The sequence below is a fragment of the Arthrobacter sp. Rue61a genome (assembly GCF_000294695.2).
Classification (GTDB): domain Bacteria; phylum Actinomycetota; class Actinomycetes; order Actinomycetales; family Micrococcaceae; genus Arthrobacter; species Arthrobacter aurescens_A.
In genome coordinates, this window is the sequence record NC_018531.1 from 3,118,994 (window position 1) to 3,143,097 (window position 24,104).

Consider the following 24,104-nt stretch of genomic DNA (forward strand, 5'->3'; position numbering starts at 1 on the left):
GACGTTACGATCGTTCCCCGATTCGGCAGCTCGTGGCAGCAAGGCATCAATTGTCCGGAAAAACGAACGGGAGGCTTGGCCCGTAGCCAGCCTCCCGTTCAAAACTGCAAAAAAAACGAACAAAGCTAGAGTGAGATCACGGAGCCTGTCTCTGCGGACTCAAGTACAGCTTCAGCGACGCGAAGGGTCTCGAGTCCCTCCGCCATTGTGACAATATTCATGGACTTTCCGAGTACAGCATCACGGAATGCCTCGTGTTCCATCTTCAGCGGTTCGCGCTTTGCCAGGGCAAAGCGGGTCGATGAACCCTCGGACACGCCACGGAATGCCGCAACGGAGTCCCAGTCAGTCTGGAAAGTGCCGTTTTCAATGAACGTCAGATCAGCTGAAATGGTGTCCGCGATGTAGGCACCGCGCTCACCCAGAACAACAGTGGTGCGCTCCTTCATGGGCGACAGCCAGTTGACGATGTGGTTGGTAACTACGCCGCTCTGCAGGTGGCCAATGGCGGTGACCATGTCCTCGTGCTCGCGTCCGCTCCGGGAAGTCGTGTGTGCCACGACATTCACGAAATTGCTCTGTGCAAGCCATGCAGTGAGATCGATGTCGTGCGTTGCGAGGTCCTTGACCACGCCGACATCTGCAATGCGGGAAGGGAACGGCCCTTGGCGTCGCGTCGAAATTTGGTAAACCTCGCCGAGGTCGCCGTTGCCGAGCCGTTCGCGGAGGCTCTGCAGTGACGGGTTGAAGCGCTCGATGTGACCTACGGCCCCGATCAATCCCCGCGAGTCAAAAGCCTCGGCAATGCGCCGGCCCGACACAGAGTCGTTGGCAATAGGCTTTTCCACCAGGCAGTGCACGCCGGCTTCAGCCAACTGCAGAGCCACTTCCTCGTGGAGCACGGTGGGCACTGCGGCCACAGCCATGTCAATGCCCTGCTCGATGAGCTGTTCAACGGAGCTGCAAACCTCAAGTCCGTTGGCTACGTTGTGGGGGTCACCGAAGGAGTCAGCGACGGCCACGAGGTCGACGCCTTCAAGCTCTCGAATGACGCGGGCATGGTGTCGGCCCATCATCCCCAGTCCAATGAGGCCTGCACGCAGATTTGCCACTAGCTTCCTGCCTTCGCAATGGCGTTGACCGCGGAAACGATGCGGTCAAGGTCATCCTGGCTCAGCGACGGATGTACCGGGAGCGACAATACGCTGGCAGCTGCTTCTTCCGTGACGGGCAGGTCATCAGAAGTCTGGAAAGGCGCAAGGCGGTGGTTCGGGATGGGGTAGTAGACGCCGCAGCCCACGTTGTATTCCTCGCGCAGGGCCTTGGCGAAACCATCGCGGTCCTCAGCGATGCGAATGGTGTACTGGTGGTACACGTGCTCGTAGCCTTCAGACACCTTGGGAGTGACAACGCCTTCGATGTTTGCGTCGAAGAAGGCAGCGTTCTCCTGGCGGGTCTTGGTCCAGGCGTTGATTTTGGTCAGCTGCACGCGGCCAATGGCAGCGTGGATGTTTGTCATGCGGGCGTTGAAGCCAACAAGCTCATTTTCATACTGCCGTTCCATGCCCTGGTTACGGAGCAACCGAAGTCGACGCTCGACATCGGCCAAACCTGTGCTGACCATGCCACCTTCGCCGGACGTCATGTTCTTGGTGGGGTACAGGCTGAACATGGCGAAGTCACCAAACGTACCCACCTTGCGACCGTTGACGGCCGCACCGTGTGCTTGGGCGGCGTCTTCAAAGACCTTCACACCGTGCTTGGAAGCGACTGCGCCGATTCCGTCCACGTCGAAGGGGTGGCCATAGAGGTGAACCGGCATGATGGCGGCCGTGCGATCCGTGATCTTCGATTCGACGGAGGCCGGATCAAGCGTGTAGTGGTCCAAGTCCACGTCGGCGAAGACAGGAGTTGCTCCCGTCAGGGCCACGGAGTTAGCCGTGGCCGCGAAAGTGAACGACGGAACAATGACTTCGTCGCCGGGACCGATGCCCGCAGCCAACAAGCCGAGGTGCAGGCCGGAGGTGCCTGAGTTGACCGCTACTGCAGCCCTGCCGTCGAGGAGTACTTGCGAGAACTCCTGTTCAAAAGACGCAACCTCCGAACCCTGTGCGAGTTGGCCGGAAGCCAGGACGGCCTCTACTGCCTTGCGCTCGTCATCACCGATGATGGGCTTAGCGGGGGGAATGAATTCGGGGCTCATGCCTCTACCTCTCGAAGGGTCTCGTTCTGTTCAACATATGTAGCGCCGGTCTCCGGGCATACCCAGTTCTCACCACTGCGTTGCAGCGGGAAACCAGCTTTACCGACCCAACCATGGCGTTTGGCCGGAACTCCGACCATCAGGGCAAAATCAGGGACGTCTTTGGCGACGACAGCACCAGCAGCCACTGTTGCCCACCGTCCAATGGTGACTGGTGCGACGCAGACAGCGCGGGCACCGATGGATGCTCCTTCACGAATGGTGACACCAACGGGCTCCCAGTCGTGGGCGCTCTTCAAGCCGCCATCCGGGCTAACCGCCCGGGGGTAAGTATCGTTTGTAAGTACAACGGCCGGGCCGATGAAGACGCCTGCCTCCAGTACCGCGGGCTCGTAGACAAGCGCATAGTTCTGAACTTTGCAGTTGTCCCCCATTTTGACTCCGGTGCCAATATAGGCGCCGCGTCCTACGATGCAGTTGACGCCCAATTCGGCCTGCTCGCGGACTTGGGCAAGATGCCAAATCTTTGATCCGTCACCAATTACCGCCTTGTCTGAAACATCGGCGCTCTCCGCAACCACTATCACCGGTGAAGGTCCTTCCTCATTGAGCACACGCGACAACGAGATTCATCTTAGCTGAGACACCATGCCACGGTGGCAAGGCAGCGGCTGTACGAGCGCGGGCAGGGGTTGTCCACATACGCCATATCTCCCGCAGCGCTTCCATTCGCAGGGCCGTAGCGTGATTTCTGTCAGCCCGACAATACCCGCCAAGACGCAGAGGATTAGCTAATGGCTTTGGAGTGCACACTGGTACGCGCCCCTGGTGCCGCTGAAGCGACGGACCCGGAGGAACTGAGCATCGCCGTCCCGGAAGGCACGTCCGGCGCCCACGTGCAGCAGCTTCTCTCGGCTGCTCGTGGAACCCGCCGGCTCTCCGTCGGTGGACGACTCCTTGCCACACTTACGGTGGGACAACCTCCTCTTGTTTCGGGCGCCGTCATTGTGGATGCCGCTCCGCCGCATCGGAACGCGAACAGAGCGTCGTTGCCGCTGATGTTGCTCACTCACTCGGGGCCCGGAGCCGGCTCTGTCTTCCGGATTCAACGAGGCCAGTACCGAATCGGCAGGGCTGGTGCCGAAATTTCGGTGTCCGATCCCGGGATGTCCAGGGAACACGCCATATTGGAGGCTTCCAGCACAGCCCTGACCGTGAGGTCCGTCGGGGGTGCGAACCCGGTCTTCGTGGACAATCAACCCACCAATCGAAAGGTGTTGACCTCCTCGTCGACGATGCAATGTGGAAACTCCACCTTCACCGTCGTCACGGACAGTGGTCCCCTTCCATCGATTTCAGTCGACGCGGGTCGCTCCGTTGAAGAACCGCTCGCAGTACCTCATGCCAGCCGTCCCGGAAACCGTCTCGTAGTGGCATTGTCGGCCGGCCTACCGTTGGTTGCCGGCATCGGTCTGGCCCTTGTCACGGGAATCTGGATGTTCCTGGGATTCACCGCCATCTCAGCGATCAGCCTTCTCGTTCCGTTGGCCGCCGGGCGGAAGGCCCGCCGGGAGTGCAAACTCGCCATAGCGCATGCAGTCCAAGAGGACATAGAACGACGCCGTCGATGCTCGCCATCAGCTGCAGAGATGGTTGTGGCCGTCCACGGGGCTTCCGAGGCGCAAATGGTGGCCACCGAACCCGCAACAGGCGATGTCGGTCCAGCTCTGTCTGCGGCTTCACCGACAGGCGTCCACACTGTGCGGGATGGCGCATGGCTCCGTCTCGGCACAACTCAAACGGCGGCGAACATTCGGCTGGTTCCCGACGATTCACAGTTCCGGCCACCATCCATTGGCGCCGCGCCAATTACTTTGGATCCCAGACATCCAGTGGTGACGCTCTGTGGCCACCCCGATCATACGGACGCCTTACTTCGTTTCGTATTGATGCAGCTAGTTGGTTTTCCCGGCTCTGCCAAAACGCCAGTGATAGTTTTGGGCCGGGCCGGAAGGTTGCCATTGAGCGCCCGATTCCTCCCCCGCGTCACCCTGGCAAGCACCTTGGATACCGCCCTCGCTGCCATGCAGCAGGCAGGCACCAGCGCGAACGGCAGGCTCATCATGGTTGATGATCCATCCCCTGAAGAAGCAAAACTCCTGTCCGCGCTCTTGAACGCCGCCCGACTCGCCGCGTGGCAAGTGATCAAGTGCTGCGCTCAGTCCAAACGCTCCGGTGTCTGCATCGAAATTTCGCCATCCGGCACGGTGGGCTACTTGGAGGCGTGCGGTGAGCGCCGACCATTCATCCCGGATCTCGTGCCGGTCGAAGTTTTCGATAGCTACTGTCGTCAGACACGGGCCACGGCTTTCGGTGAAGGACCCGGAACAAGCTCAACCATTCCTGATGAATGTTCGCTGGCTGAGTTACTCCCCCACGGGCAGCGCAGGGTGCTCCGGCGGTGGGCCGACGCATCCGGGCAAAACGGCCTCAGCGCTGTCTTGGGCAAGGGGCACGGCGGGCACATGATCTTCGACTTTAAGCTCGACGGTCCGCATCTCTTGGTTGCCGGAACCACTGGCTCGGGTAAATCCGAACTCTTGAGGACCCTTGTGGCTTCCATGGCACTGAGTGACTCTCCGGATCGCACAACATTTTTGTTCTTTGATTTCAAAGGCGGATCAGGTTTGCGACCGCTTGCAGGCCTTCCCCACTGCGTCGGCCTGTTGACTGATCTCAGCAAGCATCACCTGGAACGCGCTCTTGTTTCCCTCCGTGGAGAAATCCGTCATCGCGAGGAGTTGTTCGCTGCTGCCTGTGTGTCTGATCTCGCCCAGTATCGGCGGACGGCTTCGCCCACCGATCCGAAGATCCCGCATCTGATCCTTGTCATTGATGAATTCCGCATGCTGGTTGACGAATCTCCAAGCACTCTGCGGGAGCTCATGCGAATCGCGGCCATCGGGCGCTCCCTGGGCATTCATTTGGTGATGGCGACCCAAAGACCCCAGGGAGCACTGACTGCCGATATTCGGGCAAACGTGACCTCAAGCATCGCCCTACGCGTGCAATCGGAGGCCGAGTCCATGGACATCATCCACACTAAGGCTGCCGCCACCATAGGCGTAGCGGCTCCGGGGCGAGCCTATCTCGCCAGGGCTTCGTGCGACCCTGAAGAATTCCAGACGGCGTCCATCGCAGGCTCACCCGATATCGCGGTGTCTGGCGTAAGGCTGGACGGTTTCGGGCCAGCCGTGCAGCCAGCCACGCAGGCTTTGCAGCAGCGTTCCGGAGCCCTTACAACTGGCACCACCCAGGATTCCCTCCCGGATGGTGACCCCGAGTGGGTGGTTTCAACGGTAGAAGAAGCATGGCGCCGGCTTGGCAGACCACTCCCCCGGCGTCCTGTAGCCACGCCACTGCCCTCGTCGATCCTTTGGCATGACAAACTGCCCGATTCAGCTGAAATCTTGGATCTGGCGTCCAGCCCGGAAGGCCATTGGGCAGTAGGACCTTTGGCGATGCTCGACAGGCCGGCGAACCAAGTGGTGGAACCGCTGGTGTGGTCGCCGTCCAAAGACGGCCATCTGGCAATGATCGGCACCGATTCCAGTGGCATGCGGGAGTGCTTCAGGGCTGCGTCGGCGATGCTTGCGACTCAGAAACCCCAACCGCACCTCTATATCCTCGACGCAACGGGCACGCTGGACCATCTCACCGACGGGGGTCACCTCGGCGCGGCAGTTGGCCTGCACCAACTGCACCTCGCAGTGCGGGTCTTGAAGCGCCTCGCCACAGAAATGGAACATCGACGAAGTGCGGGCACGTCCGGAATGTCCAGTTCACCTTTGGTCTTGATCGTGGCTGGGTGGTGCTCGTGGGCTACGGCGCTCAGAAGCGGGCCTTTCGCCTACGCAGAAGGAATTTTGCAGGACATCGTTCGTGACGGTTGTTCCCTTGGCGTCACTGTGCTTATTTCAGGGGAGCGGGAACTCGTCAGCTCACGCTTTTTTGCCGCCATACAGAACCGCGCCTACTTTCCTTCGGGATCCACTGAAGAGTCGCGGTTCCACTGGCCGCGCCTCCCTGAGGTGGAGTCATTCCCCGGGCGCGCCGTCGTTATGGGGAATTTTACAAAGGAGCACGCTACCGTGGCTCAGTTTCGCGGGGCTCCGGACAACGGACGCTGGCCGTTTGCTGATCTGACGCCGTCTGAACCGCCGTTCCGGATACGGCCGCTTCCTGAGCTTCTCCGTAGTGAGGACTTCCATGATTTGGTGGCGCCGCCCCAGGCACAAGGACTGCCATCAGGATCAGGATCAGGCTCCGGGTCGGCGGCCGATCATGGAGCAGGAGCCCACTTCGCAACCGGCTACGCAGTGGGTCCACTCTGGATCGGAGTCGGAGGAGACGAAGCCCTCCCCGTGTCCATGCCTCTGCGGGAACATGGAGTCAGCACCGTCCTCGGTGGTCCTCGCTCTGGAAAAAGCTCCGTTCTGGCATCGCTTCACACCCTGAATCCCGTGGTTCCATGGGCGTTCCCGCCCGATGCAGCGTTCGCCGGCTCTTTCTGGGCCTTGGTGGCGTCCCAGGTTGCTGCGGACACCCTGGACCCCCACAGCATCCTGTTGGTGGACGACGCCGATCTGCTGGATCACCAAGGCCGACAGGCCTTGGCTGCCGTGGTGGGCAAAGTCCGTGGCATCATCCTGACAGCAACACCGGGGCCTGCCCTGCTCCATCAGCTGCCGCTTGCGAAGGAAGCGCAGGCTTCCAGCGCGGGTTTGGTTTTGAATCCCGCAACGCCCCACGACGCCGAACTCCTCGGAGTGAGGTTGGAAGTCGGTCGCGCAGGGTGCCCTGGTCGCGGCTTTCTCATCGACGGCGCAGAGGTGACACCTGTGCAAGCCGTACTCACCACAAGCTTTCCTCCGCCGTCCCAATCTCACTGAGCCCCGGTCAGGAGCCGTCTAGAGTGCCGCGGTGGTGCCCCCGGTTCTTGAGGCATAGGCCACCACGTCCTTCTGAAAAAGGAAGATGATCGCGGCCACCGCTGGAATAAGCATCGCCAGCCCCGGCAACAGCAGCCCACTCGTTACGGTAGGAAAACCAATGGTGAGGACGAACAACTGGGCCACCAACGCTGCCGCACGCGTCCATCTGTAGCCGCGGAACAAGAAATGGCTCACGGCGAATAGCCACGCAGAGAAGGCCAGCAGTAGTCCAAGGGTGAACACTGCCCCCCAAAAGGTCAGGACTGGCGCCCCGCTCAAGAGTTCGAAGGCGTACCAGGCAGCGGCGCCGAGAAGGGCTAGCGCTTCAAGCCCAACAACCACCGAGATAATGACAATTCCCAGTGGACGGCGACCGGCACCAGGGCTGTTCGCCGGTGCATCAAAATCGTCGCTTCCGTCCGGGCCGGACGCGGGTTGGGCTGGGTTTACGGGAGGTCTTGACACACTGGCACACTACCGGACATAGTCATCTAGCAGTGAGGGCACTGGCGGCTGATGTGATGCATCGCTCACGGATTCCGAGCATTTCGACCACTAACACCCCTTGTTTACAAGGCGTTAACATGAAACGCTTGACTCAGACGACCAAGGGGGCCCATGCGGGCCCCTTTCCTTTGGAGCCTCTCGTGAATGTTTTCACAAAAGGCTCATCTAGTTCTCACGAATGGAGTGACTGATCAGCATGGATTGGCGTAATCGCGCAGCCTGCCTCGACAAGGACCCGGAGCTCTTTTTCCCAGTCGGCAACACGGGACCCGCACTTCTGCAGATCGAGGAAGCCAAAAGCGTCTGCCGCCGCTGCCCTGTAGTAGACACCTGCCTCCAGTGGGCCTTGGAGTCCGGACAGGACGCCGGTGTTTGGGGCGGTATGAGTGAAGACGAACGGCGGGCACTCAAGCGTCGCGCTGCACGCGCACGGCGCGCTTCCTAACTCACGGCACAAGAAAGGCCGCGGACCATCCGGTCCGCGGCCTTTCTTTGTTTTCTGCTCTTGTGATCGAGTCGAAATTGCTCTCGGAGCTATGCCCTGGCGAGGTTGAGGACGATTTCGACGGCGGTCCCGCCGCCTTCGCGCGGGCTCCATTGAATGGATCCACCGAGCTCGCTGGTCACGAGTGTACGGACAATCTGCAGGCCCAATCCCTCGGTGTACTGGCCATCCGGAAGGCCGACGCCGTCGTCGGCTATGGTCACGGTCAAAAATTCGTCGTTGCCGTCGCCATCTGCCCGGTCCGCCAGCAACCAGACGGTTCCTGTGCGCCCCTCCAGTCCATGCTCGACGGCATTGGTGACCAGCTCGTTGATGACCAAAGCCAGTGGTGTGGCAAAATCACTGGGCAATTCGCCGAACAGGCCTGAACGTTCCGTTCGCACCTGCTGGGACGGTGAAGCCACTTCGGCTGACAGCCTGAATTGGCGCCCGATCAGTTCGTCAAAGTCGACACTCTGCGTCAACCCTTGGGAGAGGGTCTCATGGACGAGTGCGATCGTGGCCACGCGCCGCATGGCTTGTTCCAGCCCCTGTTTTGCTTCGTCACTGACCATTCGCCGTGATTGCATCCGGAGTAGAGCTGCCACAGTCTGAAGATTGTTCTTGACCCTGTGATGGATTTCCCGAATGGTGGCGTCCTTGGTAACAAGCTCCATTTCCCTGCGCCGTAATTCTGAGACATCGCGGCAAAGGACAAGGGCTCCGAAACGGTGCTGTTCGTCGCGCAAAGGAATGGCACGAAGGGAAAGACTGACACCCCTTGACTCGATCTCGCTGCGCCAGGGCATCCGCCCGGTCACAACCAGGGGCAATGTCTCGTCCACCATTCGCCGGTCCTTCAGAAGCCCGGCAGTCACCTCAGCCAGCGACCGCCCCTCCAGAGATTCGACCTCGCCGAGCCGACGGAACGCTGACACGCCATTGGGGCTCGCATACTGCACTATGCCCTCGGCGTCGAGCCTGATGAGGCCGTCGCCGACTCGCGGCGCTCCTCGACGCGAGCCCGTTGGAGAGGCAAAGTCGGGCCATAGGCCCAACGTTCCCATCCGCAAGAGATCATAGGCACACTGGCGATACGTGAGTTCCAGCCTGGACGGCATGCGGGAACTGGACAGGTCCATATGGGACGTCACAACCGCAAGTGTTCTGCCGTTGCGCACCATAGGAACAGCCTCAACCCGGAGTGCCATCTCGCTGCTCCAGCTTGTTTCACTGGAGCGCTCTATCGATCGGCTGTTCCAAGCTTTGTCCACAAGGGGGCGAAGATCCGAGCGGATGCCCTCTCCCACGAAGTCCGCGTGGAACACCGTATGTGATGTCGACGGACGGACGTGGGCGAGGGCAATGTAGCCGAACTCCGGATGCGGGAACCACAGAGCGAGGTCCGCGAATGCCAAGTCAGCGACCATTTGCCAGTCACCGACGAGGAGGTGCAGCCATTCGGCATCTCCAGGCCCGAAATCAGCGTGTTCCCTGATGGGGTCTGTAAAGATTGCCACTGCACCTCCATTTGCGACGCCGGGACTGACCCTAGCGTCGAACGATTGACCTCAAGAGCCTTAATGCTACCGACAGTGAAGCCATGTCGTCGGCTTCGAGCGCGTTGACCTCATCAAACATGGTCTTGGCACGTCCCAGTTGTTCGGCATTCTGACCTTCCCAGGCCTTGAGCCGATCTTCCGCCGCACCGCCGGACTCTGTGGATTCGAGGACCGACGTCGTCATATCCGCCACCGTCGAGTACAAGTCATCACGGAGAGCTGCACGCGCCAAAGCCTGCCAACGGTCATCACGAGGCAAAGAGCTGATTCGTTCCAGCAGAGAATCCACATGGAAGCGGTTGAACACCGTGTAGTAGACGTGCGCCACGTCCTCGACGCCCTCGTTTCCGGTTTGGGCAATCCGCGCAATGTCCAGGAGTGCGTAGCTCTCGAACAGCTCAGCCCACCTGTGTGCAAGATGGTCCGGCAGTTCCCAGCCACGGGCTTTATCCAACCATCCGGAGATGCGGACCTTGTCCTCACCACGGAGGTAGTCAAGAAGCCTGGCCCTCAGCGGAGACAACATGGGCTTGAAGGACTCCACGACGTCCGAAATAGGCTGAGAACCCATCCCCTGCCCCAATACCCAACGCACAGCCCGGTCGAGCAACCGGCGGATGTCCAGATGGACTTCACTCCAATGCTCGGTGGGGAAGGACGCCGGAAGAGCATTCAGTTCGGCAACCATGGGGTCGAGGTCGTAGATTTCACGCAGCGCCACGAAGGCCTTGGCAACAGCCACCTCGTTGGCCGAGGTTTCTTCAATGGCCCGGAAGGCGAAGGTGATGCCGCCCAGGTTAATGATGTCGTTGGCGACTACAGTGGCGATAATCTCGCGCCGCAGCGGGTGGGTGTCCAATTCAGCATCGAATTTCTCCCGCAACTGCTTCGGGAAGTATTCACGGATTGTGCCGGCAAACCAGGGATCGTCGGCGAGGTTGCTGTCCCGCAACGCTGCTGCGAGCTCGATCTTTGCGTATGCGGCCAAGACCGCCAGCTCGGGAGACGTGAGTCCTTGTCCCTGCTCCAACCTTGACCGGAGCGTTTCTGTGGTGGGGAGTGCCTCAAGATCGCGCTTGAGGTCGGCAGACTTCTCCAGCCAGTCCATGAGGCGCTCGTAACTTGGGCTCCAGTCCGCTACCCGGGTCCGATCGTTGAGGAGCAGGATGTTCTGGTCGATGTTGTCCTGGAGGACGAGCCGTCCCACCTCATCGGTCATGTCGGCCAGGAAGCTGGCTCTTTCGGCGGAATCGAGCTTGCCGGCCGCCACCATCCGGTCAACGAAGATCTTGATGTTGACCTCATGGTCGGAGCAGTCCACGCCAGCGGAGTTATCGATTGCATCTGTATTCAGGATGACGCCTTGCAAAGCGGCTTCGATGCGACCCCGTTGGGTCAGTCCCAGGTTTCCGCCTTCGCCCACAACTTTGACCCGCAGATCCCGACCGTCCACGCGGATAGCGTCGTTGGCTTTGTCACCGACAGCAGCATGGGTTTCCGTACTGGCCTTGACGTAGGTTCCGATACCGCCGTTGTAGAGGAGATCGGCCGGCGCCAGCAAGATTGCACGAAGAAGTTCCGGGGGGCTGAGCTGCGTCGTTCCGTCCGGCAGGCCCAAAGCCTTGCGTACCTGGTCCGAGACCGGGATGGTCTTGGCCTGGCGGGAATAAACGCCGCCGCCTTCGCTGATGAGAGTCCGGTCGTAGTCGTCCCAGGAAGACCGGGGCAATTCGAACAGCCTTTGCCGCTCGGCAAACGATGCAGCAGCTTCAGGTGAGGGATCCAGGAAGATGTGGCGGTGGTCAAATGCGGCTAGGAGCCGGATATGGCGGGAAAGCAACATCCCATTGCCGAACACGTCCCCGGACATGTCGCCCACACCAACTACCGTGAATTCCTCGGTCTGGGTGTCCAGGTCGAGCTCACTGAAGTGCCTCTTGACTGATTCCCATGCTCCACGCGCCGTGATGCCCATCGCCTTGTGGTCATAACCGACTGAGCCACCCGAGGCAAACGCGTCACCAAGCCAGAAACCGTATTCGGCCGCCAGCCCGTTGGCGGTGTCGGAGAACGTGGCGGTGCCCTTGTCTGCTGCCACTACCAAGTAGGAGTCGTCACCGTCGTGCCGAACAACGTCCGACGGCGGTACAAGCCTTTCGCCGTCCGCCGACGTCACGAGGTTGTCGGTAATATCCAACAGACCCCGGATGAAGGTCTTGTAGCTTTCGATTCCTTCGGCCATCCAGGCCGCCCGGTCCACTGCGGGGTTGGGCAGTTTCTTCGCAAAGAATCCTCCCTTGGCTCCCGTAGGAACAATGACAGCATTCTTGACCGTCTGTGCCTTCACCAGGCCCAGGATCTCGGTGCGGAAATCCTCCCTGCGGTCCGACCAACGGAGGCCACCTCGGGCCACCTTCCCGAAACGGAGGTGCACGCCCTCCACCCTCGGTGAGTAGACCCAGATCTCGAACATCGGACGTGGGAAAGGCAGCCCGTCAATCGACGTGGGGTCCAGCTTGAAGCTGAGGTATTCCTTGTTCTGGTAGTAGTTGGTCCGCAGAGTCGACTCAATAAGATTCACGAAGGTGCGAAGGACGCGATCCGCATCCAACGTGGCCACCTGCTCTATTGACTCCGCGAGGGCTGCCCGCGCAGCGGCTTGGCGTTCAGGCCGCTGTTCTTCCGCAACAGTGGGATCGAAGCGCGCAGAGAAGAGCTCGTTAAGCCCACGTGCAACATCCGGGTTGCCCAGGAGGGTATCAGCGATGAATCCGAAGGAGTTGGTGTTTCCCATTTGCCGCATGTATTTGGCATAGGCCCGGAGAACCACCACTTGACGCCAATGAATTCCTTCACGGAGCACCAGTCGGTCAAAGTTATCCGATTCAACAGCACCCGTGATGGCGGCGCTGAAGGAGTCGCCCAGCAGCTCTCCTGTTGCCAGGGGATCGACTCCCGCGGGGTACTTGAGTCCGAGGTCGTAGAGGAAGAAGTCACGATGATCTGAGGTTTCGATCTCAAAAGGACGCTCATCCAATACCTCCAGACCGAGGTTGTGGAAGTAGGGCAGGATTTGGCTGAGGCTCTTGGGCTCCATCAGATAGAGCTTGACGCGGGCATCCTCTTCCAAAGCCTCGCCGGCACCTTCGGGAAGATATACGTGGACACCGGGCCTGACTTGCTTGGTGACCCGTCCTGCCCGTTCTGCCTCTGCGCCATATTTCTCGAAGCGCTCAATGTCCTCAAGAGCGTCTTCCACCTCATAGTCAACGCGGTATCCCGCCGGGAATGCCTCCGCCCACAGCGCAGATAGAACATCAGCGTCAGCGGCACTCCGGTGCTCGCGGAGAACCTCTGTAATGCCCTCGCTCCATGACCGGGACGCACGCATCAGCCGTTGTTCCAGCTCTTTTACGTCAACTTCCGCCAGCTCGGCTGTTCGGGGCAACCTGATCCTGAAGAACACACGAGCCAGCGCGGATTCGGTGATTCGGGCCTCGTAGTCGATGCTTTCGGCGTGGAACGTTTCGCGGAGTTCCTGCTCGATCCGGAGTCGGACACTGGTGGTGTACCGGTCCCGAGGCAGGTAGACCACCGCGGACATGAACCGTCCGTAGATGTCCGGGCGCAGGAACAGCTTGGTCCGGCGCCGTTCCTGGAGTCGCTGGATCCCGGTGGCCGTGGCGGCGAGATCCGGTATTTCTATCTGGAACAGTTCGTCGCGGGGATACGTTTCAAGGATGCCCAGAAGGTCTTTGCCCGAGTGGGAGTCGACGGGGAAGCCGGCGTTCCGCAAGACAGCGTCCACCTTATCCCGGACGATCGGGATGCTGCGTACGGATCCGGTGTACGCACTGGTGGCAAACAGACCTATGAAGCGGCGTTCGCCGTTGACGTTGCCCAAGGCATCGAAGCTCTTGACTCCGATGTAATCGAGGTATGCGGGCCGGTGCACGGTGGAGCGCGAGTTTGCCTTGGTAATCACCAAGGCACGCTTCTCCCTTGCGCGCTTTCGGCCTGCGTCTGTGAGGTGCTGGACCTGACGCGTGGTGTCGCCTGCGCGCAGCAAGCCAAGGCCACTGTCCTCACGGAGCTGAAGAACATCCTCGCCATTCTCATCTACGAGGTCGTATTCGCGGTACCCCAGGAAAGTGAAGTTTCCGTTGTCCAGCCAACGCAGAAGGTCTTGTGCTTGCCTGAGTTCGGCGACTTGCTCAGGATGCGTAATGCCACCCAATGCTTCGGCCAGCTCAAGAGCTTTACTCCGCATCTTGGGCCAGTCCTCGACCGCGGCCCGGACGTCACCAAGGATGCGTTGCAGCCCTGCAATCAGTTCCTCCCGCGCATCATCACCTATCCGGTCAATTTCAACCGCGATCCATGACTCCATGTGCGATGCGTTATCGCCATCGCCCAAGAGATGGGCCACGCTGGGGAGTGCGGCGGTGTCGCCACTGGAAAGGCCAACGTTTGACGGTACCCTCGAGATACTGCTCAGCTCGCCGGAAACCCGGTCACGGGTGACCACGAACAACGGGTGCATCACCAAACGGATTGCGCAGTTCTGGCGAACCAGTTCCGCATTAACAGAATCCACGAGGAATGGCATATCGTCCGTGACGATATAAACAACGTTTCGCTCAGGTTCGGCAGCGATTTCAACGACCGCGTTACCGGGCCTGCGGGATTGGGCCGCAATCCGGTGCTTCCTCGCCCGCGAAATCAGAAGTTCCGGCGAATACGCGCGTGAATCCTCCTCTGCGAGGTGCTCATAGTAGTCACCGAAGAACCCTTCACGGATAACTGCTGCATCGGACCGATCCTCCACGCTGGATCCTGACGACATCGACAAACGCCTCCATCACATGTTGATTGCTGCGACTCTGCAGCCCACATGGCGAGCCTAGCGCTTTAGGTGCCGCAAGGCTCTGATAGTTCGACCAAAGGAATTATGATTTTGCTGGACAGGTGCACATACGAGCGCTGCTATCGCCTTCCGCAGGGCCGACTCTGGTGCCACTTCCAGCAAAACCGAACCTGATAGTAGGGCGGCATCACAGGCTTCAGCATCAGCCGGCAGGAACGCATCTACACCCGTTCCAGGGCCATAGCGGACCCACGCATCCTCCAGTTGCTCCCGGGGAGAATGGCCCACAGTGGAGCGCTTCACCTTGTTCAGCACAACCCGAAGAGACACATTCGGAACCGCTGACTCGAGGTCCGCCAGCCCGCGCACCAAACGCGGCACTCCAATGGCATCCGCGGACCCGACAGCGAACACCACGTCAGCCATTTCCAAGCTGCGAAGCGTGGCGGCGTTCCGTCGCGGGGCCAGGGTGTCAAAGCTGAGCTCTTCATCCGACTCGAGGCAGAAACCTGCGTCCACCACAACATGATCCGCCAGTTGCTTGGCCCTCTCGAGAACCGTCGAGTAGGCCCCCGCCCTAAGTTCAGTCCACCGATCCGCCCTGGTGGTGCCCGTGAGTACTCTAAAAGTTCCGCCTTTAATGAAGACTGGAATAGCCGCCGCTTTGAGGGCTTCAATATCAAGCAGTCCTTGGTCCGCCAACCTACAGGCCTGGGCCAAACCCGCCGACTCGTCCAGGAGTCCCAGCACCGCCGACACACTGGCTCCATAACTGTCTGCATCCACGAGGATGACCGATTTGCCGACGGCGGCCAACTCCGCGGCGATGTTGACCGCAAGGAGTGTCCTGCCGGGGGCGCCGATCGGTCCCCACACGGAAATTACCTGGCCGGCCCCCTCAGCCGATTCATCGACACGGGTCGCCACAGGCATCACAAGCAAGTCTGCCCCTGGATCTGCAAATCCCGTGTCCCGAGTGGACCTCAGCTGACTTCGAGGACTGTCGCGCCCAACAGCCTCCGATATTTTGGCCGCGAGGTCTGCAGCCTCGATTCCCGCGCCAGCAGGCACTGCGCCTATGGAGTGCAGGCGTTCGACCTCGGCTGGATCATCACTTAGGGCAACAATGGAGACACCGACCGCCCTGAGACGATCAACCAGCGTGGTGGTGAGCTCCTCGCAGCCTTCCGCTACGACAGCCGCCACCGCGAGACCGCTTTGGCAAGCGGCTATGAGTTCAGCGAGCTCCGAACAACGGCGAACCACGGTTACCGGGCCATGCAGTCGCTCCAACCCGCCGACTATGACATCCTGCGCCGAGCCGACGGTAACGACAGGAATGCTCATCGGACTACGCCCGCAGGGTTCCAAACAACTGAAACCTTCGCCTTGTTCGCTTGCGCCCAGAGCAGTTTTGGCATTTGTTCGTCCGTCACCAGCACCATCACCACGGTCGTTTTCGCTGAACCAAAGGCTGTAGACCCCGGAGTCATCAGGGCGATTTCCGCGCTGGGCAAAAGTAACTGCGGTTCATCGAACGCACTATTGGAGCCCGGCATTGCAATCCAGACGTCAACCCTTGCGCCGGGAACGGCCTGCACGGGTAGTTCTTCTTCCGTTGCAATGGCCACCGGCTTACGGTTCAAAGCATCGGGCGCCCCCAGGCTTTCCTGTGGGACAAGCTGGTTCTTGGCCACCCGCTGCAGGGCAACCTTTCCCTCAGCGACTCCGTTCTCGACTGTGACGTAACTGGATTCGACGTCATCCAGACGGACTTTGACGATGGATAGGTCCGCCTCGGTGACCACCTGACCTACTGCAATGTCTTCGCGGGCCGTGTAGACCTGAGTTGTCCTGTCGGCTGTGCCTACCAGTGCAATCACGCCCGAGATAGACGCCAGAACCAGCAAAACGCCGATAAGAAGCCGGGGATCTTTCCACGAAGGCTTCTTTATCCTGGGGGCTGCAATGCCCGCACTTTGACCCATTTTCCTGCTCCCCGCTGTGAGTTACTGCATGGTGAACGGCACCTGCCTCCTCATTCTTATCGGGCACCTTGGACGGGTCCAAAGCCATCGACCCCAAAGAGGCCGAAACTGTGGATAACTACACCAAACCGCAGCAACGGTGGCACAATGAAGCCATGCCCCGATTCCTAACTCTTGCGGACGTCGCAGAACAACTACAAATCAATTCACCGCAGGCCTACGCCTTGGTTCGAAGCGGCGAGCTGAAAGCCATCCAGGTGGGAGGGCGGGGACAATGGCGCATCGAGGAAAAAATGCTCGAGCAGTACATCGAGGACCGTTACGCAGAGGCCAGCCGCATGATTCAAGAGGCCAAATCCAAAACCAACCAGCCTTAGTTGCCGCCGCCCCGGAAGTCCTGACTCCCCGCCGAGCAAAGCGCTGCAAATGAACCGAAAGGGACGGTCATGACCGCGGCCACGTTGCCTGCCCGGCGCGCCTCACCGTGCGGGACCACTGCGAGGTCAAAGTGGTCGCGCCCCACCCTGTCTATGACTCCATGCAGCTTGTATCCATCACCTGTCCGCACCTTCAGATGAACAACCAGTTCAGAGCGGTCCCTGGACAGCGCCCTCAGTGCGGAGGCGATCCCCAGCGTATGCTGGATCCGCGATGAGGGCCTCAGCGACACCCTTCCGAGTCCTTGATAGGAAAGGACAGACGTGTAGGGCACGAGCCACTGCCGAGCACCCTCCGTCAGGACCAGCCACTCGCTCCCCACATGGCCTAGCTCCCCTCGAATAACATCGCCGTCGACCATGACGATTTTGATTTCGGTGCCAGCGGAGCCCCGAAGGCGATCGGCCAGTTCGATGCCCGCGAGCTCGATCCTGGCTCGATCCGCTATCTCAGATTCCTTCTCCAAGGCTCGCTCGGCCGAGAATTGCGCTTCCAAATCGCTGAAAAGAGAGTCCCATCTCATGTGGTCAGACTAGGCTGCAGGGAGGAGTCATGGCCAATCCGGAAAGCGGGATTGGACAAATCACGGCTACTGTGCACAAAATGGAAAAAATAGGTCAAGTTGCATCAAACTGCATCAAATGAAGCTCGGGGACTTTGAATGGCTCGAATATTGCGTAGTGACTCCGCCCTCGCGGCATTTGTTCTTGGTCTGGGACTCTCCCTGGGTCTTGTGGGGGAACTGCTTCTGGCCCAGTGGCAGGCTGCTGAGCGACACCATCAAAGCTTTACGTTGGAACATCTTCTCGGATTCCTTGCCAGCGCTGCGGGGATTGCGATCGTGTCTTGGTGGGCCCTCTCCTTGTTAGTCGCCTTCCTGGCCTCATTTTTGCAGCGGGCCGGGCACAGAAAGCATGCCGACTCCCTCGCAAAATTCAGCCCTGCCTTTATGTTGCGTCTCGCGATGGCCATCGTCAGCCTAAATCTGCTGGGCACGGGGATAGCTCAAGCGGCTGCTACCCCACCGGAGCCAGGTTGGCATCGTACGTTCGCCGGCAACGGGGCACCCGCGCAGGCAGCGTGGACGCCCGCTCCCTCACATCGTGCCGACTCCCTCCCGCCATCTGTCGACGACGCCGATACATCCGGCACCCGGCTGAATGATCCGCGCTGGCAACCTCAACACCCCGTGATTGATCCTGGGCTTCTGAGCCGCCAGTCCTCACGATCAACGACGCCACAGGGCGAGGCCGGCGTGGTGGTCAAGGATGGTGACTCCTTGTGGTCAATCGCGGCGTCCAGGCTGGGACCCTTCGCAACCGACGTGGACGTCGCGTTGATCTGGCCCAAGTGGTACGCCGCCAATCGCGCAATCATCGGAAGTGACCCGGCCGTGCTGCGTCCGGGTCAGGTCTTGCAACCGCCTTCGCCGGGCTAGCAGTGAGGGGCTATCGGACCAGCCCTTCGTACAGGACAGCCCGCTCAGGGGCAGAGTCCATATCTCACAACCGATTCCTAGTGTCATCCCAGCAGAAGCCACCGAGCAAAGCGTCCCCCCGCTGCAGCTCATGTAGTGAACGCCAGAGGTATGACCATGACCCTTGCAACAACGAGCCGACCAGCAAGTCGTCGGAGCACTCAACGCACAACCGCCACACGCGGCCCGGGCGGTTCGGACATCGACGTCCGACTTGTTGCCCGGAGCATCGCGCAGGCAGCACTGGAGGTTCTGGCCGGCACCCGTCCAGTGCTTCAGCTCTCCCGCTCACTGAATGAGGAGTGCTACCTGTCCCTCCAGCATCGGGCAGCCCTCACGCGAAAGCACGCAGTCCGGACCCGGGGTAATTCACAACCTCACCGCAGTCCCATGGTCCGCTCTGTTCGAGTCTGTTCCATATCCGAATCAATCTGCGAGGCAAGCATCGTAGTGGCCGAAGAGCAGCGATGCCGTGCCGTAGCCATGAGGCTGGAGCGTTTGGATGGAGTTTGGCAGGTTACCGCCCTGGAAATTGGATAATTCCAAGGGCACAAACTGCTTCGAAGGCATGCGAAAAGGGTGGATCCCGGACAATCAGTCCCGGATCCACCCTTTCATTGCCGCGATATGGAATCTATTCAGCGACGCTTCTTCTTAGCCTGTTTCCGCGGTTCCTGGCTTGCTGCCTTAGCAGGGTTGCCGGAACGGCCTGACGCCCGGCCCTCAATCCGTGTCTGCGTGCCTCCGTCTTCGCCGGGCGCTGTGTACTGCAGCTGCGCAGGCTTTTCAGGTGCTTCGAGGCCCGCCGCACGGATTTGCGGATCGTGATGCTCGGTGTGCGCGCCAGCCGCAGAACCGTCCGCCACCACCACATCTTCGGCGGGAGTTACTTCAACTTCGAGGTTGTAGAGGAAACCAATGCTTTCCTCACGAATGGCTTCCATCATGCTCTGGAACATCACAAACCCCTCGCGCTGGTATTCCACCAGCGGATCGCGTTGGGCCATGGCACGGAGGCCAATTCCTTCCTTGAGGTAGTCCATCTCGTAGAGGTGTTCCTGCCACTTGCGTCCAATGACCGAAAGAACCACCCGACGCTCAAGCTCACGCATGCTCTCCGAACCGATGGCCTCTTCCCGCGCCTGATAAACAAGCCGTGCGTCGGAGAGGATTTCCTCCCTCAGGAATTCGGCAGTGACTCTGGACTTGCCGCCCGCTTCGTCAATGATCTCCTGGGCAGTCACGGTTGCCGGGTACAACGTCTTCAGGTTTGCCCACAGCTGGTTGTAGTCCCAGTCGTCGCCTGATCCCTCGGCAGTAGCCGCATCAATCAGTGAGTTGATGGTGTCTTCCAGGAAGTACTGGACCTTTTCGTGCAGGTCATCGCCCTCAAGGATCCGACGACGGTCGCCGTAAATGGCTTCACGCTGACGGTTGAGAACGTCATCGTACTTGAGGACGTTCTTGCGCTGCTCCGCGTTGCGGCCCTCTACTTGGCCTTGCGCCGAGGCAATGGCACGGGATACGAGCTTCGACTCCAGGGCAACATCGTCGGGCACGGAGCTGTTCATTAGCCGCTCGGCCGCACCTGAGTTGAACAACCTCATCAGGTCATCTGTAAGGGAGAGGTAGAACCGGGACTCGCCGGGGTCGCCCTGACGTCCGGAACGTCCGCGTAGCTGATTGTCGATCCGGCGGGATTCGTGGCGTTCGGTCCCGAGCACGTAAAGTCCGCCAAGGTCCAGAACTTCTTCATGCTCGTCCTTGACCGCCTGTTTGGCTGCTGCCAGCGCCGCCGGCCATGCGGCCTCGTACTCGTCAGAGTTTTCCTCAGGATCCAGCCCCCGCTTGGAGAGTTCGGCGATAGCCGTGAATTCGGCGTTGCCGCCGAGCATGATGTCAGTACCGCGGCCCGCCATGTTGGTTGCTACGGTAACCGCGCCCTTACGTCCGGCCTGCGCCACGATGGACGCCTCCCTGGCGTGGTTTTTGGCGTTAAGGACTTCGTGACGGATGCCTTCTTTGGCCAAGAGTTTAGAGAGGTACTCACTCTTTTCAACGCTGGTGGTGCCCACCAGCACAGGCTGGCCATTCTTGTGTCGTTCAGCGATGTCCTGAACGACAGCATCGAACTTCACTACCTCGTTCTTGTAGACGAGGTCCGACTGGTCGATCCGCTGCATGTCGCGGTTAGTGGGGATGGGAACGACGCCGAGCTTGTAAGTGCTCATGAACTCCGCCGCTTCAGTCTCGGCTGTACCCGTCATGCCGGCGAGCTTCGAGTACATGCGGAAGTAGTTCTGCAGCGTCACGGTGGCGAGAGTCTGATTCTCTGCCTTGATTTCGACATTTTCCTTGGCCTCAATGGCCTGGTGCATGCCTTCGTTGTAACGGCGCCCGGCAAGGATACGGCCGGTGTGCTCGTCAACAATCAGGACCTCGCCGTCGAGAATGACGTAGTCCTTGTCCCGCTTGAACAGTTCTTTGGCCTTGATGGCATTGTTGAGGAAGCCAATCAGCGGTGTGTTGGCGGATTCGTAGAGGTTCTGTATTCCAAGGTAGTCCTCCACCTTTTCAATGCCGGCTTCCAGTACGCCTACGGTTCGCTTCTTCTCGTCGACCTCGTAGTCAACGTCTGGCTGCAACCGGAGGACCACTTTGGAAAATTCGCTGTACCACCGGTTAGTGTCGCCTTGCGCGGGACCGGAAATGATCAGCGGAGTACGTGCTTCGTCGATCAGGATGGAGTCAACCTCATCCACGATCGCGAAGTTATGGCCGCGCTGCACCAGTTCACCGGCGTCCCAGGCCATGTTGTCGCGCAGGTAGTCGAAGCCGAATTCGTTGTTGGTTCCGTACGTGATGTCAGCGGCGTACTGCTCCCGGCGTACGGTGGGATCCTGGTTGGACAGGATGCAGCCGCTGGTGAGACCGAGGAACCGGTAGACACGGCCCATAAGTTCGGACTGGTACTCGGCAAGGTAGTCGTTAACGGTGACAACGTGGACACCCTTACCCGAGAGCGCGTTCAGGTAGGCAGGCGCTGTGGCAACGAGGGTTTTGCCTTCACCAGTTTTCATTTCCGCGATGTTGCCCAAATGGAGCGCAGCGCCACCCATGAGCTGCACGTCGAAGTGCCGCATGCCCAAGGTCCTCGACGAGGCTTCACGCACGGCGGCGAACGCTTCCGGGAGGAGAGCTTCCAGGGTTTCACCGTCTTGGTGGCGGGACCTTAGCCGGTCCGTTTCCTCGCGGATTTCAGCGTCCGTGAAGGACTTGAAAGTGTCTTCCAGGGCATTGATGGAATCGGCATAGTTCCGCAGTGTCTTGAGTGTCTTTTTGTCACCCGTGCGGAGAAGTTTTTCGATTAGTGATGCCACGTGAAATTGCTCCCAGTCTCATGCTGCCGAATTCTGGCTGTTTCAGTCTACGGGAGAGACCAGCGCCACGTTGCCGGGTTCCACTCTGAGCGGACTGCCCGGATGGGGGTGTTCTGCCGGGGCACTGCCACCCCTTGCCACGGCCTCGGAAAGCGCTCCGGCAAGATCCCCTACCGGCCACACCACCACTTCCTGGAGGCCGAGCCACGTAGCCATGAGTCTCAGTTCCGCGGCAAGTTCGACGGCGGTATCCGCGGGTGCAGTCATCTCAGCAAAAGCGGCGCGCACCAAGAGCTGACCGGTGGCCCGGTCGGCTTTCAAGTCCACTCTGGCAACAATGGCCTCTCTCAGCAGGAACGGCAGAACATAGTAGCCGAAACGTCGCTTGGCGGCGGGGGTGTAGATCTCAATCCGGTAGTGGAATCCGAACAGCTCCTCAAGCCGCCGCCTTTCGAAAACCAGCGAATCGAAGGGACTCAGCAGCGCCCGGCCAGCTGCCTTTCGTGGCAGTGCGGCGTCAACATGTTTATAGATATCCCTGTCCCAGCCGCGAACCACAACGGGTTCAAGGCGGCCTGCACGGACCAAACGTTGTACCGAATCCGCACCTGCTTTAAGCGGTGTTCGAAAGTAGTCGGAGAAGCACCTTACCGTGCCAATGCCGTGGGCTTGGGCGGCTGCGTCCATCAGGCGGTCAAGGGACGCTTCAGCGTCGACTTCGGTCGGATTGGTGCCTGCAATAACCCGCGAGGTGAGGGTGTACTTTCGTTCGAATTGCGACGTCCGCGAGGCAGCGGATATCCGACCTTCTTCAAAGAGGTGCTCCAACACGCGCTTAACGATGTTCCAGTTCCAGCCCCAGTTGTCCCGCTCGGAGTCTTCGTCGTGTCCGAGCCTTGCCGTCAGTTCGGATGCAGTCATCGGGCGTCCTGTGGTGAGAGCCATCAGGATACGGTCCTCCATGTCCTGACGTACGGTCGGATCCAGGCCGTGGGCTCCCACCCACGACCTCTTCTGCCATACGCGCAGGTCCTGGAAGTGCTCCGGGCGGATAAAGCTCGCCTCGTGTGCCCAGTACTCCATCATTTTGCGTGGTTTCCGGCCAGCCATCGATTGAAGGATGAGGGGATCGTAATCTCCCAGCCGGGAAAAGAACGGAAGGTAATGGCTTCGTGCCACCACGTTCACCGAATCGATCTGGACAAGCTGGAGCCGGGCAAAGGTCCGGCCCACCGTCCGTGACGTCACGGGGCCGGTGGGCCGGACCTTTGCCAGACCTTGAGCTGCCAATGCGATCCGCCGCGCCTGTGACAGGCTCAGCGAAGCGGTCATTGAAGTCCCTTCGTGCTTATAGAGAGGCTTTACTTGGCTGTGGCGGCCTGATCATCAGAGCGGTAGGCGTGGATTTTTTCTTCCACGGCTTCCTCGCCGGGCTCGCACGTGGAGTCCAGGGTGATCACACCATAAGTCCAGCCACTGCGCCTGTAAACAACCGATGGCGCGTTGGTTTCCTTGTCCAGGAACAGGTAGAAGTTGTGTCCGACGAGCTCCATGTTGTCCACGGCGTCATCGAGGGTCAGCGATGCCGCGGGGAAAACTTTCCGGCGGATCAGGACGGGTGAATCGCCTGCCGGAATGTCGTTCTCGATGTCGTACGGTGACCGCTCGTCTACCGGCGGCGCGGACTCCTGATGGTTGCTTGCCTCTACGTAAAGCGGCTCACTCGCACTGGCTGGCTCAAGTGTCGCCGTAGCTTCCCTCACGGCCTTCGGTGTGTGGCGGCCGTGGTGCACCTTCTTGCGGTCCTTCGCGCGACGAAGCCTCTCAAGCAACTTGTTGTACGCGAGATCGAAGGCAGCAAACTTGTCAGCGGCTGTGGCCTCGGCACGGATAACGGGGCCTCGGCCCAGGACTGTCACTTCTACGGTGAGTTCGCCAGGCGTCTGCCTGGGATTGGTTTCCTTGGAAACCTTTGCGTCAACCCGCTGGACCTTATCCCCCAGCGATTCAATCTTTGAGATTTTTTCGCCGGCATATTCGCGAAAGCGGTCAGAAACTGTCAGATTTCGTCCGCTGATCATGAACTCCATGGTGCCCTCCAAATAACTCAGGTGACACGACAACGGCGCTGTTGGGGGCTTGTCTGACGGACAGTCGAGCCCCTTTCCGAGCCGCTATCGACAGGTACATCTGTTCTTGGTACC

General features: G+C 60.0%; 17 protein-coding genes. 5 read left to right on the forward strand and 12 right to left on the reverse strand.

Annotated features, from left to right (window positions below):
• Positions 1 to 125 precede the first annotated feature (125 nt).
• From ARUE_RS14175 to ARUE_RS14185, 3 genes are read right to left on the reverse strand one after another with little or no spacing between them, the layout of a single operon-like run.
• Positions 126 to 1,112: a Gfo/Idh/MocA family protein gene (locus tag ARUE_RS14175; RefSeq protein WP_011775335.1), complete on the reverse strand. Its 987-nt coding sequence runs from the start codon at positions 1,110 to 1,112 to the stop codon at positions 126 to 128.
• Positions 1,112 to 2,203: a DegT/DnrJ/EryC1/StrS family aminotransferase gene (locus ARUE_RS14180; RefSeq protein ID WP_014922229.1), complete on the reverse strand. Its 1,092-nt coding sequence runs from the start codon at positions 2,201 to 2,203 to the stop codon at positions 1,112 to 1,114. Before ARUE_RS14180 ends, ARUE_RS14175 begins: the two co-directional genes overlap by 1 nt.
• The gene (locus tag ARUE_RS14185) at positions 2,200 to 2,817 is read right to left on the reverse strand and encodes an acyltransferase (RefSeq protein WP_014922230.1); all 618 of its coding nucleotides are present in this window, start codon (positions 2,815 to 2,817) and stop codon (positions 2,200 to 2,202) included. The genes ARUE_RS14180 and ARUE_RS14185 overlap by 4 nt, the downstream gene beginning before the upstream one ends.
• A gap of 180 nt (positions 2,818 to 2,997) precedes the next feature.
• Between ARUE_RS14185 and ARUE_RS14190 the strand changes: the two genes are divergently transcribed.
• Positions 2,998 to 7,155 carry a type VII secretion EssC family protein gene (locus tag ARUE_RS14190; RefSeq protein WP_014922231.1) on the forward strand — a complete coding sequence of 1,386 codons (4,158 nt, stop codon included), beginning with the start codon at positions 2,998 to 3,000 and terminating at the stop codon, positions 7,153 to 7,155.
• Positions 7,156 to 7,173: 18 nt separating this feature from the next.
• On the opposite strand, the gene ARUE_RS14195 is transcribed toward ARUE_RS14190, so the two are convergent.
• Positions 7,174 to 7,662, reverse strand: coding sequence for a hypothetical protein (locus tag ARUE_RS14195; RefSeq protein ID WP_014922232.1), 489 nt, complete (start codon positions 7,660 to 7,662; stop codon positions 7,174 to 7,176).
• 238 nt (positions 7,663 to 7,900) lie between these two features.
• Between ARUE_RS14195 and ARUE_RS14200 the strand changes: the two genes are divergently transcribed.
• A complete protein-coding gene (locus ARUE_RS14200) occupies positions 7,901 to 8,149 on the forward strand; it encodes a WhiB family transcriptional regulator (protein WP_003804966.1) in 249 nt (82 codons plus the stop codon).
• An 89-nt stretch (positions 8,150 to 8,238) separates the two neighbouring features.
• Here the strand turns inward: ARUE_RS14200 and ARUE_RS14205 are convergent, their stop codons facing one another.
• The 4 genes from ARUE_RS14205 to ARUE_RS14220 are packed head-to-tail and all read right to left on the reverse strand — an operon-like array spanning position 8,239 to position 16,605.
• Entirely contained in the window at positions 8,239 to 9,708 is a 1,470-nt protein-coding gene (locus ARUE_RS14205) for a sensor histidine kinase (protein ID WP_011775340.1), read from the reverse strand.
• A 31-nt stretch (positions 9,709 to 9,739) separates the two neighbouring features.
• A complete protein-coding gene (locus tag ARUE_RS14210; RefSeq protein WP_014922233.1) occupies positions 9,740 to 14,596 on the reverse strand; it encodes an NAD-glutamate dehydrogenase in 4,857 nt (1,618 codons plus the stop codon).
• 57 nt (positions 14,597 to 14,653) lie between these two features.
• A complete protein-coding gene (locus ARUE_RS14215) occupies positions 14,654 to 15,964 on the reverse strand; it encodes a CpaE/TadZ family protein (protein ID WP_014922234.1) in 1,311 nt (436 codons plus the stop codon).
• Positions 15,961 to 16,605, reverse strand: coding sequence for an SAF domain-containing protein (locus ARUE_RS14220; protein ID WP_014922235.1), 645 nt, complete (start codon positions 16,603 to 16,605; stop codon positions 15,961 to 15,963). The genes ARUE_RS14215 and ARUE_RS14220 overlap by 4 nt, the downstream gene beginning before the upstream one ends.
• 155 nt (positions 16,606 to 16,760) lie before the next feature.
• On the opposite strand from ARUE_RS14220, the gene ARUE_RS14225 reads away from it, so the two are divergent.
• Positions 16,761 to 16,982: a helix-turn-helix domain-containing protein gene (locus tag ARUE_RS14225; protein ID WP_043471355.1), complete on the forward strand. Its 222-nt coding sequence runs from the start codon at positions 16,761 to 16,763 to the stop codon at positions 16,980 to 16,982.
• On the opposite strand, the gene ARUE_RS14230 is transcribed toward ARUE_RS14225, so the two are convergent.
• Positions 16,979 to 17,566, reverse strand: coding sequence for a hypothetical protein (locus ARUE_RS14230; protein ID WP_014922237.1), 588 nt, complete (start codon positions 17,564 to 17,566; stop codon positions 16,979 to 16,981). The two genes, ARUE_RS14225 and ARUE_RS14230, sit on opposite strands and share 4 nt — an antisense overlap.
• 138 nt (positions 17,567 to 17,704) lie before the next feature.
• Here ARUE_RS14230 and ARUE_RS14235 point away from each other — a divergent pair, with 138 nt between their 5' ends.
• A complete protein-coding gene (locus tag ARUE_RS14235; RefSeq protein WP_014922238.1) occupies positions 17,705 to 18,481 on the forward strand; it encodes a LysM peptidoglycan-binding domain-containing protein in 777 nt (258 codons plus the stop codon).
• Between the two features lie 156 nt (positions 18,482 to 18,637).
• Positions 18,638 to 19,060: an Rv3235 family protein gene (locus tag ARUE_RS24725; RefSeq protein WP_238324330.1), complete on the forward strand. Its 423-nt coding sequence runs from the start codon at positions 18,638 to 18,640 to the stop codon at positions 19,058 to 19,060.
• Positions 19,061 to 19,158: 98 nt separating this feature from the next.
• Here ARUE_RS24725 and secA read toward each other — a convergent pair whose 3' ends face one another.
• From secA to hpf, 3 genes are read right to left on the reverse strand one after another with little or no spacing between them, the layout of a single operon-like run.
• The gene (gene secA / locus ARUE_RS14240) at positions 19,159 to 21,900 is read right to left on the reverse strand and encodes a preprotein translocase subunit SecA (RefSeq protein ID WP_014922239.1); all 2,742 of its coding nucleotides are present in this window, start codon (positions 21,898 to 21,900) and stop codon (positions 19,159 to 19,161) included.
• 42 nt (positions 21,901 to 21,942) lie between these two features.
• The gene (locus tag ARUE_RS14245) at positions 21,943 to 23,232 is read right to left on the reverse strand and encodes a winged helix-turn-helix domain-containing protein (RefSeq protein WP_014922240.1); all 1,290 of its coding nucleotides are present in this window, start codon (positions 23,230 to 23,232) and stop codon (positions 21,943 to 21,945) included.
• Positions 23,233 to 23,261: 29 nt separating this feature from the next.
• The gene (gene hpf, locus ARUE_RS14250; RefSeq protein ID WP_043470442.1) at positions 23,262 to 23,990 is read right to left on the reverse strand and encodes a ribosome hibernation-promoting factor, HPF/YfiA family; all 729 of its coding nucleotides are present in this window, start codon (positions 23,988 to 23,990) and stop codon (positions 23,262 to 23,264) included.
• Positions 23,991 to 24,104: the final 114 nt, after the last annotated feature.

Bases quoted from the DNA above. Each gene is read 5' to 3' on its own strand.
- ARUE_RS14180 (WP_014922229.1), bottom strand. From the start codon at position 2,203: ATGAGCCCCGAATTCATTCCCCCCGCTAAGCCCATCATCGGTGATGAC.
- ARUE_RS14190 (WP_014922231.1), top strand. From the start codon at position 2,998: ATGGCTTTGGAGTGCACACTGGTACGCGCCCCTGGTGCCGCTGAAGCG.
- ARUE_RS14200 (WP_003804966.1), top strand. From the start codon at position 7,901: ATGGATTGGCGTAATCGCGCAGCCTGCCTCGACAAGGACCCGGAGCTC.
- ARUE_RS14210 (WP_014922233.1), bottom strand. From the start codon at position 14,596: ATGTCGTCAGGATCCAGCGTGGAGGATCGGTCCGATGCAGCAGTTATC.
- ARUE_RS14215 (WP_014922234.1), bottom strand. From the start codon at position 15,964: ATGAGCATTCCTGTCGTTACCGTCGGCTCGGCGCAGGATGTCATAGTC.
- ARUE_RS14220 (WP_014922235.1), bottom strand. From the start codon at position 16,605: ATGGGTCAAAGTGCGGGCATTGCAGCCCCCAGGATAAAGAAGCCTTCG.
- ARUE_RS14225 (WP_043471355.1), top strand. From the start codon at position 16,761: ATGCCCCGATTCCTAACTCTTGCGGACGTCGCAGAACAACTACAAATC.
- ARUE_RS14230 (WP_014922237.1), bottom strand. From the start codon at position 17,566: ATGAGATGGGACTCTCTTTTCAGCGATTTGGAAGCGCAATTCTCGGCC.
- ARUE_RS14235 (WP_014922238.1), top strand. From the start codon at position 17,705: ATGGCTCGAATATTGCGTAGTGACTCCGCCCTCGCGGCATTTGTTCTT.
- ARUE_RS24725 (WP_238324330.1), top strand. From the start codon at position 18,638: ATGACCCTTGCAACAACGAGCCGACCAGCAAGTCGTCGGAGCACTCAA.
- ARUE_RS14245 (WP_014922240.1), bottom strand. From the start codon at position 23,232: ATGACCGCTTCGCTGAGCCTGTCACAGGCGCGGCGGATCGCATTGGCA.
- hpf (WP_043470442.1), bottom strand. From the start codon at position 23,990: ATGGAGTTCATGATCAGCGGACGAAATCTGACAGTTTCTGACCGCTTT.